The sequence below is a fragment of the Mesorhizobium hawassense genome, assembly GCF_003289945.1.
GTDB classification, from domain to species: Bacteria; Pseudomonadota; Alphaproteobacteria; order Rhizobiales; family Rhizobiaceae; genus Mesorhizobium; species Mesorhizobium hawassense.
Genome location: NZ_QMBP01000004.1, coordinates 113902 through 131685 on the forward strand (window position 1 = coordinate 113902; position 17784 = coordinate 131685).

General features: G+C 64.5%; 17 protein-coding genes. 1 reads left to right on the forward strand and 16 read right to left on the reverse strand.

What is annotated here, in order from left to right; translation table 11 throughout:
* Positions 1–4 precede the first annotated feature (4 nt).
* The 10 genes from DPM33_RS10700 to DPM33_RS10745 all read right to left on the reverse strand — a co-directional run bounded on the left by DPM33_RS10700 (position 5) and on the right by DPM33_RS10745 (position 10520).
* Positions 5–319, reverse strand: a complete 315-nt coding sequence (locus DPM33_RS10700) for a MocE family 2Fe-2S type ferredoxin (RefSeq protein ID WP_112097401.1) — start codon at positions 317–319, stop codon at positions 5–7.
* Between the two features lie 40 nt (positions 320–359).
* A complete protein-coding gene (locus tag DPM33_RS10705; RefSeq protein WP_112097402.1) occupies positions 360–1445 on the reverse strand; it encodes a fatty acid desaturase family protein in 1086 nt (361 codons plus the stop codon).
* 79 nt (positions 1446–1524) lie between these two features.
* Positions 1525–2706, reverse strand: a complete 1182-nt coding sequence (locus tag DPM33_RS10710; RefSeq protein ID WP_112097403.1) for an aldose 1-epimerase family protein — start codon at positions 2704–2706, stop codon at positions 1525–1527.
* Between the two features lie 47 nt (positions 2707–2753).
* Positions 2754–3668 carry a sugar phosphate isomerase/epimerase family protein gene (locus DPM33_RS10715; protein WP_112097404.1) on the reverse strand — a complete coding sequence of 305 codons (915 nt, stop codon included), beginning with the start codon at positions 3666–3668 and terminating at the stop codon, positions 2754–2756.
* Between the two features lie 61 nt (positions 3669–3729).
* The gene (locus DPM33_RS10720) at positions 3730–4818 is read right to left on the reverse strand and encodes a Gfo/Idh/MocA family protein (protein ID WP_112097405.1); all 1089 of its coding nucleotides are present in this window, start codon (positions 4816–4818) and stop codon (positions 3730–3732) included.
* A 35-nt stretch (positions 4819–4853) separates the two neighbouring features.
* Complete coding sequence (locus tag DPM33_RS10725; protein WP_112097406.1) at positions 4854–5924, reverse strand: ABC transporter ATP-binding protein; 1071 nt, start codon at positions 5922–5924, stop codon at positions 4854–4856.
* A gap of 3 nt (positions 5925–5927) precedes the next feature.
* Positions 5928–7013 (reverse strand): ABC transporter ATP-binding protein, encoded by a 1086-nt coding sequence (locus DPM33_RS10730; protein WP_112097407.1) that lies wholly within the window; start codon positions 7011–7013, stop codon positions 5928–5930.
* Positions 7010–7969 (reverse strand): carbohydrate ABC transporter permease, encoded by a 960-nt coding sequence (locus DPM33_RS10735; protein WP_112097408.1) that lies wholly within the window; start codon positions 7967–7969, stop codon positions 7010–7012. The genes DPM33_RS10730 and DPM33_RS10735 overlap by 4 nt, the downstream gene beginning before the upstream one ends.
* On the reverse strand, positions 7966–8826 hold the full coding sequence (locus tag DPM33_RS10740) for a carbohydrate ABC transporter permease (RefSeq protein WP_112097409.1): 861 nt from the start codon (positions 8824–8826) through the stop codon (positions 7966–7968). Before DPM33_RS10740 ends, DPM33_RS10735 begins: the two co-directional genes overlap by 4 nt.
* An 80-nt stretch (positions 8827–8906) precedes the next feature.
* Positions 8907–10520 (reverse strand): extracellular solute-binding protein, encoded by a 1614-nt coding sequence (locus DPM33_RS10745; protein WP_112097410.1) that lies wholly within the window; start codon positions 10518–10520, stop codon positions 8907–8909.
* A gap of 352 nt (positions 10521–10872) precedes the next feature.
* Between DPM33_RS10745 and DPM33_RS10750 the strand changes: the two genes are divergently transcribed.
* A complete protein-coding gene (locus tag DPM33_RS10750; RefSeq protein ID WP_112097700.1) occupies positions 10873–11901 on the forward strand; it encodes a LacI family DNA-binding transcriptional regulator in 1029 nt (342 codons plus the stop codon).
* Between the two features lie 22 nt (positions 11902–11923).
* On the opposite strand, the gene DPM33_RS10755 is transcribed toward DPM33_RS10750, so the two are convergent.
* From DPM33_RS10755 to DPM33_RS10780, 6 genes are read right to left on the reverse strand one after another with little or no spacing between them, the layout of a single operon-like run.
* Positions 11924–12988 (reverse strand): ABC transporter ATP-binding protein, encoded by a 1065-nt coding sequence (locus tag DPM33_RS10755; protein WP_112097411.1) that lies wholly within the window; start codon positions 12986–12988, stop codon positions 11924–11926.
* Positions 12988–13776, reverse strand: a complete 789-nt coding sequence (locus DPM33_RS10760) for an ABC transporter permease (protein ID WP_112097412.1) — start codon at positions 13774–13776, stop codon at positions 12988–12990. The genes DPM33_RS10755 and DPM33_RS10760 overlap by 1 nt, the downstream gene beginning before the upstream one ends.
* Positions 13776–14645 carry an ABC transporter permease gene (locus tag DPM33_RS10765; protein WP_112097413.1) on the reverse strand — a complete coding sequence of 290 codons (870 nt, stop codon included), beginning with the start codon at positions 14643–14645 and terminating at the stop codon, positions 13776–13778. Before DPM33_RS10765 ends, DPM33_RS10760 begins: the two co-directional genes overlap by 1 nt.
* A 28-nt stretch (positions 14646–14673) precedes the next feature.
* The gene (locus tag DPM33_RS10770; protein WP_112097414.1) at positions 14674–15738 is read right to left on the reverse strand and encodes an ABC transporter substrate-binding protein; all 1065 of its coding nucleotides are present in this window, start codon (positions 15736–15738) and stop codon (positions 14674–14676) included.
* A 39-nt stretch (positions 15739–15777) separates the two neighbouring features.
* Positions 15778–16752 carry a PfkB family carbohydrate kinase gene (locus DPM33_RS10775; RefSeq protein WP_112097415.1) on the reverse strand — a complete coding sequence of 325 codons (975 nt, stop codon included), beginning with the start codon at positions 16750–16752 and terminating at the stop codon, positions 15778–15780.
* Entirely contained in the window at positions 16749–17783 is a 1035-nt protein-coding gene (locus DPM33_RS10780) for an ADP-ribosylglycohydrolase family protein (RefSeq protein WP_112097416.1), read from the reverse strand. Before DPM33_RS10780 ends, DPM33_RS10775 begins: the two co-directional genes overlap by 4 nt.
* Position 17784 lies beyond the last annotated feature (1 nt).

A 17784-nucleotide genomic window follows, 5' to 3' on the forward strand; every position in this document is an offset into this window, starting at 1 on the left:
GCTCTCAGCCGATATCGATCATCACCTTGCCGGCCTCGACCTTGACCGGGTAGGTCTTGAGATTGACGCAGACCGGCGCGCCCTTGGCCTGGCCGGTCTTGTAGTTGAAGCGGCCATTGTGCTTGGGGCATTCGATGATGTCGTCCATCACCAGCCCGTCGGCGAGATGCGCCTTTTCATGGGTGCAGAAGCCGTCGGTGGCGAAGAATTCGTCGTCCGGCGAACGGTAGATCGCGTAGCTGCGGCCGCCATGGTCGAAGCGGATCACATCCTCCTCGTCCACGTCGTCGACCGCGCACGCTTCGATCCAGTCCGCCATCGTCTGTCTCCGGCCATTTTTCTCTGAATTGCCGCGGCGCCTATTCGGCGGCCGCGGCCGTTATGTCGAGCTCGTGGAACTCGCCGCGATAGGGCTTGGCCGTCGGCGGCAATTCGCGCTTGAGATAATAGTCCTCGTATTTCAGCTGCCTCAGCAGCACCGGCCACACCTCGCGATAGGCATGCCACATCGACGGGTTCGGCACCGGCAGATCGTGCTTGATCAGCTCATGCAGCTTCGGCAGCGCATGATAGGGCACCATCGGGAACATGTGGTGCTCCACATGGTAGTTCATGTTCCAGTAGATGAACCGGCTGATCGGGTTCATGTAGACGGTGCGGGTGTTCAGCCGATGGTCGATGACGTTGTCGGCGAGCCCGATATGCTGCAGCAGGCCGGTCGTCACCATATGCCACGTGCCGTAGAGCCGCGGCAGGCCGATCAGCACCAACGGTATCCATGATTTCAGCGCGATCGCGACAGCGATCGTCGCGACGTATACCGCAATGTGCCAGCGGGCCGCGATCACCGCTTTGTGCTGCTCCATCTCCGGGATGTAGCTCATCTCGTCGTCCGATAGTTTGCCGAACGCCTGGCGCACCAGCGTCGGCAGCGAATAGCGGAAATCGAGGATCCCAGTGAAGGCCAAAGCCGCTTTGATGAGATCCGGCGGCCGCATCACCGCGATCTCGGCGTCGCGGCCGACGATGATGGTGTCGGTGTGGTGGCGCGCATGGCTCCAGCGCCATTGCACCGGATTGCGCATCAGCATGAAGGAGGCGATGTGGTAGACGACATCGTTCATCCAGCGCGTGCGGAAAGCCGTGCCGTGGCCGCATTCGTGCCAGCGCGAGTCACTCGACGAGCCGTACAGCACGCCGTAGACGAACAGGAACGGCACCACCCACCACGTTCCCCAGAACCAGACGATGCCGGCGGCCGAGCCCAGGATCGCGGCGATCCAGATGATAGTGTCGCGGATCGCCGGCCCGTCGGAGCGCTGCATCAACTCCTTCATCCCCTTGCGCGCCACATCGGTGTGGTACCATTCGGCCGAGGCAAGCCCGGTCTCGATCGCCCGGCGCGTGCTTTCGCCGACCAGGCTGTAGTCGCGCTTGTTCGCCATCGTCACATTCTCCGATCTTCATGCAGCGCTGGCAATCCGGTCCGCCGGCCAGAGGGCTTGCTGTGGATGTCTGTCGCGCTCATGTCCTGTCTGCCAGTCTCGGAAAATTGCCGGAAGGCCGAGGATAATCCTGCTCGGGCTGCCGGGCGATGGCCGCGATCCTTCGTTCCGCATCGGCGATCGCATCCTTACCGTCCAGCACGCGGAACACCGCGTCATAGGCACAGGCTTCGTCATGCTCCAGCCAGATCATCTCGCCGCGCTCACGCGCGGCGAGATTGCCGAGCACATGATGCGTCGAGGGCTCGATGCCGAGCGCATACTGCCCGGCCTGGAAATTCTGCCATTCGTAACAGCAGGGCAACTGGTCCTTGCGGGTGACGACCTCGAAGCCGAGGCCAAGGCGGTCGTTGACGACCGCCACCGGCACCTCGCCTTTGGCGTCGGCGCCAAGCTCGTGCTGCCAGACCTGTTCGCTGAAGCCGAGTCGCGGCGCGGGCACGGTGCGGTAGCCGATTCTTTGCGCTTGGTAGCTCTCCCCGGCATGCGCGGCCCAGACCACGTCACGGATCGGAGCCAGATAGCGCGAGCCATCGTCGAGCAGCGGATGCCCGACATTGACGTGGTAGAAATACATATGCGGCGTGCGGTGGAAGCCGTGATTGACGACGCGGTCCGAGAGCCGTATCTCGCTGCCGCCGACATCGGCCTCGATACGGCGGATGAGATGCAGGTCCTCGCCGAACACGCTCGCCTGCTGGACGACGCCTTCGGCCCACAAGACGCAACGGTCGCCGTCCCAGTTTTCGCCATAGCCGGTGAGCCGCGCGGGGATGGTGCCGACGCGCCCATGCAGCGAATGCGTCACCGCCTTGCGTCCGGGATAGTTGTAGTTTTCGGCCGGAACCTCGTTGCGGCCGAGAATGTGGTCGAGGCCGCAGGTGACCAGCAGGCCGGAAAAGGACCGCCCCCAGGCAAACCCGTCCTCGCCTTCATAGTCATGCAGGCCCGGGTTACGGAACCCGCTCGGCGAATGCCAGCCGATCGCCTGGCCCTTGTACTCGCAATCGGCGATGTCGAGCGCCCGGTCGACCAGCGCGGTGAAGCGCAGGCCCGATCCGGTGCGGAATTCGAGCATGCGGATGCCGCGCTCGACGCCGTCGCCAAGCGTCATTAGCCGCACGCCGGCGAACTGCGACAGCATGCCCGAGCGTTCGGCAACTTGCCTTCGCGACAATGTCTTGCCGTAGAGATCTACCATGCCGCGCTCGGGTTCCTCACATTCAGCTTCGACGCCTCATGCCGATCTCAGAGGCCGTTCTCGCGGAACTTCCCGTCGAGGAACTTCTTGGCGCGCGGCACATCGTCTTCCGACAGATGCTCGATGATCACCGGGATGTTGGGATGCTTCTCGGCGAGGCGCTTGAGATAGAGATCGTAGTTCAGCGAACCGAGGCCCGGCGCCGGCAGCTCGATCTCGCCGACGCCGCGGAAGGTGTGGCTTTCCATCGCGTCGGAATCGCCGATATCGGCATGCTTTTCCGACTTGTCGTCGCCCGAGCGCTTCACGTCCTTGGCGTGGGCTATTTTGATGTTGTCGGTCAGCGTGTCGAAGACCTGATTGAGTATCTGGTCCATCCGGTCGATGTTGTGGGTCTCGAAATAGTTGGTCGGATCCATCAGCAGACCAAGGCCGGGATGATCGACCTGCGCGAACATCTTCACCGTCTCCTCGACCGAGCCGACGACGTTGTTGACATAGGTTTCGAGCAGGAAGACCGCCCCATGGTCGTAAGCCGTCTGGGCAAGGTCGGCGATCACCTTGCGGCATTCCTCGAAGCCTTCCTCGGTCTTGTTCTTCGGGTGATGCACCCAGTCGGATTCGGTGTTGTAGGTGCCGGTCTCCGAGATCACGTAGGGCGAGCCGAAATGACGGGCGTTGCGGATGATCTCCTTGAGATAGCCGACGCGCTTGTCGCGCTCTGCCTTGTCGGGATGTATGATGTTCGTATAGCCCGACACGCAGCAGACCGGCAGGTTGTGGTCGCGGAAGGTGTCGCGCACCTTCTTGGCCTTGTCCTTGGTGATCTGGCCGGCCGACAGGTCGACATCCTTGAAGTGCAGGTCGAGCTGCACCGTGTTGAAACCGAGGCCGCGGATCTTCTTCGCCGTCTCTTCGAGGCCGTACGGGAAATAGCCCGTGAAAATGCCTGCCTGCATCATGATCTTGAATTCCTCCCTGTAAGCGATTCAGTTGTCAGTGATTTCAGTTGATTGCGTGGGTTCAGTTGATCGGGATTTCGGAGAGCTTGACCGTGCGGCCCGCCGCCATCGAGCGATAGCCTGCCTCGACCAGCGCCATGGTCTTGACGTTGTCGGCGACGGAGAGCGCCGGCGGTGTGCCGGTCTTCACTGCGTGCTGCAGCTGCTCCATGACGCCGATGAAGGCATGCGGGAACCACATCGTTTCCCAGCTCGGGCTCACCCATTGGCCGCCGGTCGTCTCGGCTGAAGCATAAGTCAGCGTCGAGGCGGCACCCGTCGGCCAGCCGATGGTGCCCTTGGCGACACCCTTGGTGCCATCGACGCGCCAGTTGATGTGCTGGTCGTCCTTGTAGCCTTGCTGGCGCGGGCCAGACCACACGTCCTCCAGCGAGAGCGCAAGCACGCCTGATGGAAAACGCAGCGTCGAGACGGTGATGCCGTCGGAATGATCGAACTGGGTGCGCGGGTCCTTGCGCGTCAGCGTCGTGATCTCGTCCGGATCGCCGAACAGGAAGCGCAGCACGTCGAGGTGATGCACGCTCATATTGGCTAATGTCAGCCGGTCGTAGCCCTGGAGGAAGGTCTGCCAATGCGGGATCGCATGCATGTCGATCTGCGCGAAGACGATGTCGCCGAGCGCGCCGCTGTCGATGATCTGCTTCAAGACGCGCATCGACTGGTCGTAGCGCATGTTCTGGTTGACCGAGAGGATCTTGCCGGACTTAGCCGCCTCGTCGCGCAGCTTGACGGCTTCCTCGACCGACAGCGCCAAAGGCTTCTGCGCCAGGATCGCCTTGATGTGCTTCTGCTTCAGCGCATGGCGGATCAGTGCCGGCTGCTGATCGGGCGGAAAGGCCAGGTCGATGATATCGACATTTTCGTCCTCGATCAGTTGTTCCGGCGTGTCGTGCACGGTCGCAATGCCCCAGCGGGTGGCGACCTTCCGAGCATTCGCCTTGGTGCGCGAGGCGATTGCCACCACCGGAAAGCCTGCTTCCTTGTAGGCGGCCAGATGGCACTCAGCCATGATCATGCCGGCGCCGACGCAGCCGATCCGGTATTCCCTGGTGCGAACCTTGACGTCCGGCTCGAAGCCTTTTTCTGCCATCTCTTCCTCCCGAAACTCTGTCCTCGCGGTGGCCGTCACAGCGCGCCTCCGTCCCGGCCGAAATAATGCACGCGACCCGGTTCGCAGGATATCGCCACCATCGCGTCCGGCCTGATGTCAGGCTGCCCGCGCAGCAAGGCCCTGAGCCGCGCCTGTCCGGCGGCCAAAGTCACCACGGTGTAGCCGCCGAGCGGCTCGACCTCGAACACTCGCGCCGGGCGGCCCGGGCCCCCCTCCGCCGTCTCGTTGTCGGTCCAGGGCCGGACCTTGATGTCTTCCGGCCTGAGCCCGATCTCGATCGCCTCGGCCGGCGCCTTGACATCGGCAATGCGGATCGTCCCTTCCGCCGCCTCGACCCCATCCGCGCCGCGCACCGACGGCAGGATGTTCATCATCGGCGATCCAAGCATGCGCGCCACATAGGCGCTTGCCGGGCGATCGTAGATCTCCGCCGGCGCGCCGATCTGTCTGATCCGGCCGTTCTCGAGGATCGCCATGCGGTCGGCGACCGACATCGCCTCCTCCTGGTCATGCGTGACATAGATCAGCGTCTTGCCGAGCTCGCGCTGGATGCGCTTCAGCTCGACACGCGTCTCCTCGCGCAGCCGCGCATCGAGCGCCGAGATCGGATCGTCCATCAGATAGGCGGCCGGGTCGCGCACCAGGGCGCGCGCGATCGCCACGCGCTGCCGCTCGCCGCCCGAAAGCTGTGCCGGCGGCTTGTGCAGGATGTGACCGATATGCAGCTTGGCCGCGACGTCGGCCAGCCGCCTCTCGATCTCGGCTTCGGCGACCTTCCGCTCGACCAGCGGGAAGCGGACATTGTCGCGCGCGCTCATGTGCGGGAACAGCGCCAGGTTCTGGAACACCATCGCGACGTTGCGCTCGGCCGGCGAGACGCTGTTGACCGGCTTGCCGCCGATCAGGATCTCGCCCTGATCCAGCACTTCCAGTCCCAGCACCAGGCGCAGGATCGTCGACTTGCCCGACAGCGGCGGCCCGAAGAAGCAGAAGAACTCGTTGTCGTTGACGGTGAAGGAGGCGTCGTCGACGGCAAGCGTGTTGCCGTAGCGCTTGGTGACATTGCGGAAAACGATATCGGCCATGTCTCAGCCCGCCTTAACTGCAAGGCCGGTGGCGGCGTCGAAGATGCGCACCGAGGAAGCCGGTGGCGCAACCACCGCCGTCTGCCCGACCGACAGGCCGACATCGTTCTCGAACACCGCCTTCACCGCGCTCTCGCCGTCACCGAGATGGACGATTGTGCGCGCGCCGATCCGCTCGACGAAGCTCACCGGCATGGAGAGCCCGCGCTCCGCAAGCGCCACCTGCTCGGGCCGAAAACCATAGAGCACGTCACCGCGCATCGCTCTCACTGCCGAAGCCAGTTCATCCGGCAAGGGCGGCGTGACGCCGAGCGGGCCGAGATCGACGACCAGCCCGCGGTCGCTTTCGGCCGGCCTGCCCTTGAGCAGGTTCATGCCTGGAGCGCCGATGAAGCGGGCGACGAAGACATTGGCCGGATTGTTGTAGACTTCGAGCGGCGTGCCGACCTGCTGCAGCACGCCATGGTCCATCACCGCGATGCGGTCGGCCATGGTCATGGCTTCGAGCTGGTCATGCGTGACATAGACCATGGTCTGCCTGAACTGGCGCTGCAGCTGCTTGAGCTCGGTGCGCATCACCGCGCGAAAGGCGGCGTCGACATTGGACAACGGCTCGTCGAGCAGGAAGATCGCCGGCTCCATGATCGCCGAGCGGCCGATCGCGACGCGCTGCAGGATGTTGACCGAGAGCCTGTCAGCCTTGCGGTCGAGCAGCGGCGAAAGCTGCAGCATCTCGGCGACGGCGCCGACGCGGCGGTCGATCTCGGCCTTGGCGGCGCCGCGCATCCTCGGCCCGTAAGCGAGATTCTGGCGCACGCTCATATGGGTGAAGATGGCGTAGTTCTGGAAGACGAAGCCGACGCCACGCCGGCCCATCGGGACGCCGGCCATATCGCGCTCGCCGAACAGGATCCTGCCGCTGGTCGGCTCTTCCATGCCAGCGATCATGTTCATCGTCGTCGACTTGCCGCAGCCCGACGGTCCGAGCAGCGCCATAAACTCGCCATCGGCGATTTCGAGGTCCATCGTCTTCAGCGCCGCGAAGTCGCCGAAGGACTTGGTAAGGTTTTTGAGATGGATGGCGCTCATGCCGGCACCTCCCGGGCCTTGGCCATGCGCTTCATGGCGTAGACCGCGACGATCGAAAGCACGATCAGGATGGCGAGGGCGATCGCCGCCACATAACCCCAGATCAGGTCCTGCGTGGTGACCTTGTAGATGTAGACGGAGATCGTCTCGGTGGCGACGCCCGGGCCGCCGCCGGTCATGATGTAAAGCGTGTCGAAGATCTTGAAGTTCTCGATCACCCTTATCGCCAGCGCGATGATGATGATCGTCTTCATCTTCGGCAGCACGATAGTGGTGAAGCGCTGCCACGCATTGGCGCCGAGCAGCGTCGCAGCCTTCATCTGGTCCTCCGGCACGCCGACCAGGCCGGCGAGCAGGATCAGGAACATCAGCGGCGTCCACTGCCAGATGTCGGCGATCATCACCGCAATCAGCGCCAGGGTCGGATCGGAGAGCCAGGCGATCGTCACCGGCGCGCCGACGATCCGCGCCAGGATGTCGTTCACCGGGCCGCCCGACTGGAACAGCATGAAGAACATGTAGCCGGCCACCGCCGGCACCACCATCATCGGCATCAAGAGGATCGAGTAGAAGACGCGCTTGCCGAGAAAGTCGTCGGCGAACAGCATCGCCAGCGCCAGGCCGAGCAGGAACTCCGCCGGCACGCAGACCAGCATGACGATCGCCGTGCGCTGCAGCGCGCTCCAGAACCGGGTGTCGGCCGCGAGGTCGGTGTAGTTGGCAAAGCTGTTCCACATCTCCCAGGCGTTCCACCAGCCGACGCCCGACAGCGGCGACCAGTCTGTGACGCTGATGTAGAGCTGCATCAAAAGCGGAAAGGCCGAGATGAACAGAACCAGGATCTGCGCCGGCAAGGTCAGGCGAAAGCCAAGCTTCGCCCCCTCGTCCCGGGGCGCCGGTGTAGCGCCTGCGGTGCTCATCTGATCCTCCGAAATCGTCGCCGTCGCTGCGCTCATTGCTTCAGCGCTCCGAAGGTCAGCCCGCGCACCAGGTGGCGCTGGATGGCGATGCCCATGATCACCGGCGGTACCGCCGCGATCAGGCCGAGCGCGGCCTTGGCGCCGTAGAGCTGCCCGGTCATCGAGGAGGAGAGCGATGCCATGTAGACGGGGATCGTCACCCATTCGCGCGTCGTGAGCAGCAGCGCGATGAGATAATCCGACCAGTTGAGGATGAACACGAAGAGCGCCGCGCTTGCCAGCGGCGCGCGCATCATCGGCAGCGTGATGCGGGTGAAGACGCGCAACCGCGAGCAGCCCTCGACGAGCGCCGCCTCCTCGATCTCGCGCGGCATGTCGTCGAAGAAGGTCTTCATCAGCCAGAAGGCGAAGGGCAGCGTGACGATGCCGTAGATCAGCGCCAGCCCCCACCACGTGTCGTTGAGGTTGAGGAACGCCCACATGATCATCACCGGGATCATGACGGCCATCGGCGGAAACAGCCTGAGCTGGATCAGCGCCAGCGGCAGGTTCTGGCCGGAGCCGAAGCGCGACAGGCCGTAGGCCGCGGCAGTGCCCGCCGACATGGCGATCGCGGTCCCGAACACCGCCGACAGCAGCGACGACAGGATCGGCTTCACCGCCGTGTGGTCGAGCGCCACGATCAGGTCGTTGGTGGAATGGCCGAAGACGAACTCGAAGTTGGCGAGCGTCGGCTGCTTCGGCCACCATGTCAGGTCGGCGCCCGTCGCCGACCATTCGCCGATCGGCTTGAAGGCCATCGACACCATCCACAGGATCGGCACCAGCGTCACCGCCATCGCTGCGAGGATCGCGGCGTAGCGGAATATCTCGAAGGGAACGGAACGCTTCATCTGGCTGCTTTGCTGGTGGCGTTGCTGGCGAAGGGGAGGAACGCTCGCCCTCCCCTCCCTTTCTGATCCAGGGAGACGGATCAGCTGATCGGATCGAGAACGGTCGGCCAAGCCTCCTTGTTGGTCTTGATGGCTTCGAGCAATTTCTCCTCGCCGGTCCGGCGCGCGATCTTCTTCCACTCGCGCTCGGTATCGGCCATCGCCTGCTCCGGCGTCTTGGCCTTGGTCAGCGATGCCATGAGGTTCTCGTCGAGCGCGTTGTGGAAGGCCGTGGCGCCGGGATAGTTGATGGTCGGCACCGTGCGCGCCACCGTCTCGCGCACCACATCCATGTGGTAGGCGTGATAGGTCTGGCGTACCAGCGGATCGGAGAAGTCCGAGAGCCGGAACGGATCGAGATAGCCGCCGGGATTGGCGCTCATCCAGGCATAGATGCGAGCCGAGCCGAGCCACTGCAGCAGAAGGTAGGCGGCCTCCGGATTCTTCGACTGCGACGAGACCATGCCGGTCAGCGAGAACCAGAGCACCGAGCGGCTGATCAGCTTGCCGTCGTTCTCGCGTCCCGGCGGCAGCATCGAGCCGATCTTGCCGGTGACGGCCGAATCCTTGTTGCCGGCATTGTCGAGGAATTTCGGCAGGTTGGAGAAGGCGCAGGTCATCGCCGCCCCACCCTTGGCGAAATTGCCGTACTGCTCCGGCCAGCCCCACGAGATCGCGTCGGGCGAGTGATGCGCCAGCGAGTCGACATATTCCTTCGTCGCGGCGACGCCCTGTTCGGAATTGATCAGCGGCTTGCCGTCGTCGCCGAACAGGAACTGGTTGGGCGAGGCCATCGAGACATAGCGCTGGTACCAGTTGGTATAGCCCCAGCCCTGGTTGCGCAGGTCGGTCGAGCCGAACAGGGCTTTGTCCGGCCGCTGGAAGAACGCCGCGACCTCGCTGTGCTGCTTCCAGGTCTTGGGCGGCGCCAGATCGTAGCCATATTTGTCCTTGAAGGCCTTCTGCTCGGCCGCATCGCCGAACAGGTCGGTGCGGTAGACCCAGGTCTGGAAATCGCCATCGAGCGACACGCCATAGCTCGAACCGCGATACTGATTGAGCAGCGACACGCCCTTGGCGCCGTTGACATAACCCTGCTTCGGGTCGTCCCATTCCGGCTTGTGCTTGGCGACGAAGTCGTCGAGCTTGGCGATGCCGCCGGTCTCGGCGAGATCGCCAAGCCGGTTCCATTCGGTCGAATAGATGTCGTAGGCCCCACCTTTGGTGGAGATGTCCTGCATCGTCTTGGTGAATTCCTGGCCGTTCGGCAGGCCGACGATCTCGATCGCGATGCCGGTTTCCTTTTCCCAGAGATCCTTGATCGACGGCGCGCCGGCCGGGAAAGGTTTCGTCAGCTGGCCGATCGAACCGTCGGACAGGCCGAGCACGATCTTTGCCGGCGCCTTGCCGGACGCCTTCAGCGCTTTGGCCGCCTCAACGGCGCGGCCTTCCGGCGTGTCGGGCCCGTACTGATAGCGCTCGGCGCCGTCGAAGCCGGTCGGCCCGCCGATCATGCCGGGCGCCAGCGCGTCCGCCGCGAAGGCGCGGCCGGGACGAATGAACTGCGGTGCAATACCAGTCGCGGCGACGAACACCGCCGCCTTTCCTCCAGACGCCAGCAGGCGGCGCCGCGACATGCGGATCAATTGAGACATCGAATTCCTCCCTCGGGGCCTGTTCCTCCATGGCCCGCGTGAGGGATATTGACGACAGTGCGTGAAGCCTGTCAACATCATAAATACTCAAAACACGTCATAAGATCGCAAATGAGGGAGAGCATGCAGTCCACAGAGCTTGTCACGTCGCACCCATTGCTTGGATTTGAGGGGCCTCTGCCTCGGCTCGGCCGACTTTTCCGGACCTTGGCTGCCTTGTGTAACGCGCCGGCTTGCGTCCAGGCCAAGGGCGGTTACATCATTTCACATCAGAATCGCTGCTGCGGCTGAGCGGTTTTCGGGAACGGATTGGCGGCTGCGTGATTTTGATGCTTGCGATGAGGTGCTCGACGTGCGGTCAACCCTGACAGACATAGCCCGCGAAGCCGGCGTTTCTCCGGCCACGGTCGACCGTGTGCTCAACAACCGGCCGGGCGTGCGAGCCCGGACGCGCGAGATCGTCATCGAGATGGCGCAGCGCCTTGGCTACATCGCCGAGAGCCCGAACGGCACGCCGCAACGCGCCGTGCCGGGACAGACGATCCGGCTCGACTTCGCGCTGCCGGCCGGCACCAACTCCTTCATCAAGCTCTTACACCGGCACATCGAGGCACAGGCGTTGATGCGGCCTGATCTCGACGTCCGCGTGACGACCATCGAAGGCTTCAACCCCGACCGGCTCGCCCGCTTGCTGCAGGATCTGCACGGCCAGACGCAGGGCGTCGGCGTCATCGCGCTCGACCATCCGACGGTGCGCGAGGCGATCCGCTCGCTCTCGGCGAGCGACATCAAGGTCGTCACCATCGCCTCCGACATCCTGCACGTGCCACGTGTCGCCTATATCGGCATCGACAATCGCGCCGCCGGCCGGCTGGCCGGCTATCTGCTCAACCGCTTCATGGGCGCCGGCCGTCCGGGCAAGGTCGCGCTGTTTGCCGGCTCGCTCGCCTATCGCGGCCATGAGGAGCGCGAGATGGGTTTCCGCCACATCCTCGCCGAGGAATCGCCCAACCTCGAAATCGTCGAGATGCGCGAAATGCTCGACGACCGCGAAAAGGCCTATTCGGAGGCCTCCGCTTTGCTCGAGCGCCACCCCGACCTCGCCGCCATCTACAATGTCGGCGCCGGCAACACCGGCATCGCGCGCGCGCTGAAGGAACGCGGACGCTCGAAAGATATCCTCTTCCTCGGCCATGAGGTGACGGACGGCACCAAGGAGCTGCTGCTCGACGGCACGCTCGACGCCGTGATCGACCAGAACCCGCGCGTCGAGGCCAGGGAGGCGCTCAACATCCTGTCCCATTCGGTCCGGGGACTGCCCTATGAGCTCCACCAGCCGCGGCTGCAGGTTATCTTCCGCGAGAGCATCCCGGAGATTTGAGCGCTACCTGATCTCGCAAATCTCAAGCCGCGATAAGCACTGTGCTGTCCGGCGACCAGCTGAGCACGACGGGCTGACCTTCGACCAGACGTTCGGCCCCGGTGTTCTGGACGATCACCTTCAGCGTCTGGCCATCACGGTCGACGAAGTAGGTGCTGTTGTTGCCGGCGAAGATGCGTTTCGAGACCTGCCCCTTGAGCGTGTTCGCATTGGCTGGATGGGGCTTTCCCGCACCGGTCGAAATCCGGATGCGCTCAGGCCGGACCGCGCAGCTCGCCTTGGCGCCGGCCGGCACCGATGCGCCCGTCGAAGCCGCGATCGTCGTGCCGTCCGGCAGCTTGATCCCGGTGCCGGTCGCATCGCCGCGAAAGATGTTGGCGTCGCCGAGGAAGGTGGCGGCGAACTCGCTTTGCGGCCGGTCGTAGATCTCCTCCGGCGGCCCTTCCTGCACCAGCCTGCCATCGCGCAATATGCCGATGCGGTCGCTCATCGTCAGCGCCTCCTCCTGGTCGTGCGTGACGAAAATGGTGGTGATGCCGATCTCGCGCTGGATGCGCTTCAGTTCGATCTGCATGTCGACGCGCAGCGCCTTGTCGAGCGCGCCGAGCGGCTCGTCGAGAAGCAGCACGCGCGGCTTGGTGACGATGGCGCGCGCCAGCGCGACACGCTGGCGCTGGCCACCGGAGAGCTGGTGCGGCTTTCGCCCGCCGAGTTTGCCGAGCTGCACTAGGTCGAGCGCGCGCTGCACTTCCGTTGCGATCGTCGCCTTCGCCTCGCCGCGCACCGACAGGCCGAAGGCGACATTGTCGGCGACGCTCATATTGGGGAACAGCGCATAGTTCTGGAAAACCATGCCGATGCGGCGCTTTTCGACCGGCACGCGCTCGACGCTTTCGCCGCCAATGGCGATGCGGCCGGAGTCCGGAAAATCGAAGCCGGCGATCTGACGCAACAGCGTCGTCTTGCCGCTACCCGAAGGTCCGAGCAGCGCGTAAAAGCCGCCATCGGCGAAATCGATCGAGACGTCGTCCAACGCCTTATGCGCGCCGAAACTGCGGGAGACGTTCGCTACCTGGACGCCGGCCATTATTTCTCTCCGCCGAATTTGAAGAAGCGCGCCGTGAGCAGCATCAGCGCCATCGACACCACGATGATGATCGTCGAGACCGCGTTGATCTCAGGCGTGAAGCCTTTGCGGATCGCGGCATAGATTTCGACCGGCAGCGTCGTCTGGCCGGGCGTCGACAGGAAATACGAGACCACGAACTGGTCGAACGAAACGGCGAAGGCGAACAGCCCGCCGGCGATCACGCCGGGCATGATCCAGGGCAGCGTCACACGCATGGTGACCTGCCACTGGTTGGCGCCGAGCGAACGCGCGGCCTCCTCCAGCTCCGGCGCAAAAGTCTGCAGCCGGGCGGAGACGACGACGATCACATAGGGCAGCGCCAGCGCGACATGGCCGAGCAGGATGGCGATAAGCCCACGGCCGATGCCGACGCCGAAGAAGAAGATCAGCATCGCCGTGCCAGTGATCAGCCACGGAATGGCGATCGGCGGGAAGAGCAGCGCCTGCAGGAATTTCTTGCCGCGGAACTCGTAGCGATAGAGCGCCAGCGAAGCCATCGAGCCAAGCACGGTCGAGATCAAAGTGGTGATGACGGCGATCTCGATGCTGTTCCAGGTCGCCGCGATCAGCTGATCGTTTTGCCACAGCGAGGCATACCAGTCCGTCGTCCATTCGAACGGCAATTGGTAGAAGGGCGAGGCATTGAACGACATCGCCGCCATGATGATGATCGGCAGATAGAGGAAGCCGAGCAAAAGCACGATGTAGAAGCGGCCGCACCATTCGAGGATGCGCGTCGTCGCCATCAGCCGGCCCTCCGCAGCACAGGCGCTGCCAGCGCCAGGATGATCAGCACCACGGCGAGCAGAATGAAGGAGAGCGCGGCGCCCAATGGCCAGTTGAAGACGGCGACCAACTGGTCCTCGATGACGGTGCCGTAGAAGGTGCCGGTGCGGCCGCCGAGGATGCGCGGCTCCATGAAGGAGCCGACGACCGGCACGAAGATCAGTGCTGCGCCCGCGATCAGCCCCGGCATCGACAGCGGGATGATCACCCGCCGCAGCACCTGCCGTCGCGAGGCGCCGAGCGAGCGGCCGGCCTCGATCAGCGAGTCGTCGATCGCCTGCAGCGTCAGATAGCAGGTCAGCACCATGTAGGGCACGTAGGAGTGCACCAGGCCGATGATGACGGCCGGGTAGGAGTACATCAGGTCGATGTTGATCTTGAACGGCAGCACCGCGTTGAGCGCCGTGTCGAGGATGCCGCCTTCGCGCAGCACCATCGCCCAGGAAAAGATGCGCACCAGCCCGTTCGACCAGAACGGCAGGATGACGAGCAGGAAGATTGCCTCGCGGCTGCGCCCCTTCAGCACCTTGGCCAGCACATAGGCCGCCGGATAGCCGATGACGACGCACCACAGCGTCACCTCGAGCCCGAGCCGCAGCGAGGCGAAAAGCAGCGTCGAATAGAGGCTTTGCGAAAAGAATGCCGCGTAATTGCCGAGCGTGAAGGCCCACTCTTTGCCTGCCAGCGGCAGGTCGGTCATGAAGGAGAAGAACACCATGGCCGACAGCGGCAGGAAGATCGCCACCGTCAGCCACAGATAGGCTGGAAGGAGGAGCGGCAGGGCAGGCTTCAGTCCGCTTCGCGAACCGATCGCAAGCTGGTCAGCCATTCTGCCTCTCCTCCCCGAAAGACATCGCTTACTTCACGTTGACCTTCAGCTCCTGCCACAGCGCCAGATATTTCTCACGCTGCTCGTCGGTGACCGGCGCCTGGAACTGGATGCGCTTGGCGACGTCGGGGCTGCCCATGACCTTGCGGTTGAAGGCATCCTCGGGCAGCGCGTCGACGGCCTTGGTGTTGGCCGAGACCGGCGCACCGACCTTGGTGACCCATTCGACATAGAATTTCGGATCGATCATGTAGTTGATGAAGGCTTCGGCGCCGGCGACGTTCTTGGAGCCGGCCGGGATCGAGAAAGCGTCGAGCCAGGCGACCGAACCCTCCTGCGGGATGACCAGCGAGACCGGCAGCTTGAAATGCGTCTTGGCGCGGTCGGCCGAGCCGCTCCAATAGGTGCCGATGTCGATCTGGTTGGAGGCGACCATCTGGTTCCAGTCGTTCTCCGAGCTCCAGAAGGTCTTGATCTGCGGCATCAGCGAGGTGAGCTTCGCCTTGACCGCTTCCATATCCTTGATGTCGTTGATGTTCTGCCCCGACGCCAGCGCGCCGAACTGCACCGCCTCGACGGCGTCGTCGCGGATGATGACGCGGCCCTTATGCGCCGGGTCCCACATCTCGGCGATGCTGGTCGGCGGCTTGTCGAAGGATTTCTCGTTGATGGCGAGAGCGGTCAGGCCCCACACCCACGGCACGCCATAGACCTTGCCTTCATGGTTCAGCATCGGCGAGCCGGCCTTGTCCTTGGCGATGTCGGCATAGTTGGAAAGCTTCGAGACGTCGATCGGCTGGATCAGCTTGCCGGCCATCGCCTGGTCGTTGAAGGCGGCGTTGATCATGACGACGTCGTAGAGGCCGGGATTGGTCCGGATCTTGGTCAGCATCTCCTGTTCGGAGTTGAAGAAGTCGTTGACCACCTTGAAGCCGGTCGCCTTCTCGAAATTGGCGACGGCCCACGGCTCATCGGCGCCGTAGCCCTTCCAGTTGAGCACATGCACTTCCTCGGCGGCTTGCGCTGCCAGCGTGAAGGCTGAGACGAAGACGGCGGTCGCCGTCAGAAAAGCGGTCAGTCTGGGCATGCGCATGTTCTTTTCCTCTCATTGTTTGCCCGGTTGACGGGCTTGTTAAGTTGCAGTCGCTTCCGCCCGGCCGAGCGCGGCCGTTGCTTCGCCGCGCTGGGCCAGGAATTGCTGGATCTCGACATCGGTCGGCGCTGACGACCCGCCATGCCGGGTGACGGAGAGGGCTGCCGCCGCATTGGCGTAGCGGGCTGCCTCGCAGGGCGACGTGCCTCGCGACAATGCGCTGACGAAGGCGCCGATATGTGTGTCGCCGGCGCCGTTCGTGTCGACGGCCTCCACCGCGAAGCCAGGCACCGTGCGGGTGCCGCCATCGGCCATGCGCACGAGGCAGCCAAGCGCACCGGCACGAATGACGACGCCTTCGGCGCTGGGGCAATGCTCGGTGAGCAACCGGATGGCGACGGTCTGGGCGTCGCCGGCGCCGGCAATCTCGGCTGCCTCGTCGGTGTTGCAGCTCAGCCATGTCGTGCGCGCGAGAACCCTGTCCAGGATGGGCCGCGGAATATCGGCGATCACCGGCGTCGGGTCGAAGACGAAAGGAATGCCGGCTGGCAGCGCCTCGATCCAGTCGGTGAGCACGTCGCGGCTGCCGGGATAGCTCAGCGTGTAGCCCGAGGTGAAAACCCAGTCGCCCGGAAGGACTTGGACCGGCTTCATCATGTCGAGCGTCAGACGGCTCTCGGCGCCCGGCCACGACACGAAGGTGCGCTCGGCGTCGCCGCTGATCATGGCGACGCAATTGCCGCTGTCCATCAGGGGCGACGGCGGCGTCAGCGTTTCGATGCCCTCGGCCGCGAAAGCGGCGCGCAGGAAGTCGCCGTCCGGCCCGGTGCCGAGCTGGCCGCCGAACACCACCTTCATGCCGGTGCGGCTTGCCGCGACCATCATGTTGAAGCCGCCGCCGGCGACGCGGGCGTAGCTCGTCGCGGTCTCTTCGGAGCCCGGCGCCGGTAAGGCATCGATGCGGTAGACATAGTCCACCACCGCGCTGCCGACATGGACGAGCCGCCCACTCATGCGGCGTCCTCCTTGCCTGGCCCGGATTTGGAGTCGCGTGCCGCGACCAGATCCGCAGCCAGCGCGCGGACCTCGACAATGTCGATGCCTTTCAGCTCGGCGATGCGGTGCTGCGGCAGCTTCGAAAGGCCAATGCAGGCACCGGCCATGCCGGCGGCAATCGCCCCGATGGTGTCGGTGTCGCCACCGAGATTGGCGGCAATGACGGCAGCCCGCCAGGCGTCGCCTTGCGCGACCTCCAGCACCGCGAAGGCTGCCGGCACCGATTCCTGGCTGGCGACGCCGGTACCGACGAGGTCGACGATAAGCTTGATGGCTTCCTTGTCCGCCTTGCCGCGAACGAGCTCCTGCGCCCAGAGGATGCGCGCGGCGATATCGCCGCCGGTGACCCAATGGCCGAGCGCGGCGCCCAGCCGTGCCGCCGCCACCGCGTGGCCGCAAGCGGCGCGCCAATCGCCGCCCGAGACGCCGAGACTGACGGCGGCTGCGACCGCGGCGGCCGATGCAATGGCGATCGAGGTGTTGTGCGTGGCCCGGCAGGTTTCCGCCACCTTGGCGACAAGTGCCGCGAGCGGCTCCGGCGGCATCATGATGCCGACCGGCGCGATGCGCATCGCCGCACCATTGGTGTCTCCGCCGCGCCCGGCCTCTTCGGCCGGCACACCGCTGTTGATGGCGTCGATCGCGCGCTTGGTCGACGGCCCGAGCAGGTCATAGCTGCCGCGCGCCTTGACGTCGCGTTCCCAGTCGAGCAGCGCGTTGACCCAGCGCGCATGGTCGAAACGCTCGCCGGACTGAACCAGGATGCGACCTAGCAACAGCGCCTGTTCCGTATCGTCGGTGATGGCTCCCGCTGGTAGCCCTTTCGAGACCGGGTGGTCTTCCGAAGGCGCAACGAACCCCTCGACATGGCCGTAGACCTCGGCGACGCGGGCCGGCGACAGAAGCTGCGTCGGCATGCCGAGCGCATCGCCCAGCGCGCCCCCGATCAGTGCCCCCATTGCCCGATCAATCGAGGCAGCGTCCGCCATG

Bases quoted from the DNA above. Each gene is read 5' to 3' on its own strand.
- DPM33_RS10740 (WP_112097409.1), bottom strand. From the start codon at position 8,826: ATGAAGCGTTCCGTTCCCTTCGAGATATTCCGCTACGCCGCGATCCTC.
- DPM33_RS10780 (WP_112097416.1), bottom strand. From the start codon at position 17,783: ATGGCGGACGCTGCCTCGATTGATCGGGCAATGGGGGCACTGATCGGG.
- DPM33_RS10715 (WP_112097404.1), bottom strand. From the start codon at position 3,668: ATGATGCAGGCAGGCATTTTCACGGGCTATTTCCCGTACGGCCTCGAA.
- DPM33_RS10725 (WP_112097406.1), bottom strand. From the start codon at position 5,924: ATGGCCGATATCGTTTTCCGCAATGTCACCAAGCGCTACGGCAACACG.
- DPM33_RS10775 (WP_112097415.1), bottom strand. From the start codon at position 16,752: ATGAGTGGGCGGCTCGTCCATGTCGGCAGCGCGGTGGTGGACTATGTC.
- DPM33_RS10770 (WP_112097414.1), bottom strand. From the start codon at position 15,738: ATGCGCATGCCCAGACTGACCGCTTTTCTGACGGCGACCGCCGTCTTC.
- DPM33_RS10765 (WP_112097413.1), bottom strand. From the start codon at position 14,645: ATGGCTGACCAGCTTGCGATCGGTTCGCGAAGCGGACTGAAGCCTGCC.
- DPM33_RS10745 (WP_112097410.1), bottom strand. From the start codon at position 10,520: ATGTCTCAATTGATCCGCATGTCGCGGCGCCGCCTGCTGGCGTCTGGA.
- DPM33_RS10735 (WP_112097408.1), bottom strand. From the start codon at position 7,969: ATGAGCGCAGCGACGGCGACGATTTCGGAGGATCAGATGAGCACCGCA.
- DPM33_RS10700 (WP_112097401.1), bottom strand. From the start codon at position 319: ATGGCGGACTGGATCGAAGCGTGCGCGGTCGACGACGTGGACGAGGAG.
- DPM33_RS10730 (WP_112097407.1), bottom strand. From the start codon at position 7,013: ATGAGCGCCATCCATCTCAAAAACCTTACCAAGTCCTTCGGCGACTTC.
- DPM33_RS10705 (WP_112097402.1), bottom strand. From the start codon at position 1,445: ATGGCGAACAAGCGCGACTACAGCCTGGTCGGCGAAAGCACGCGCCGG.
- DPM33_RS10710 (WP_112097403.1), bottom strand. From the start codon at position 2,706: ATGGTAGATCTCTACGGCAAGACATTGTCGCGAAGGCAAGTTGCCGAA.
- DPM33_RS10755 (WP_112097411.1), bottom strand. From the start codon at position 12,988: ATGGCCGGCGTCCAGGTAGCGAACGTCTCCCGCAGTTTCGGCGCGCAT.
- DPM33_RS10760 (WP_112097412.1), bottom strand. From the start codon at position 13,776: ATGGCGACGACGCGCATCCTCGAATGGTGCGGCCGCTTCTACATCGTG.
- DPM33_RS10720 (WP_112097405.1), bottom strand. From the start codon at position 4,818: ATGGCAGAAAAAGGCTTCGAGCCGGACGTCAAGGTTCGCACCAGGGAA.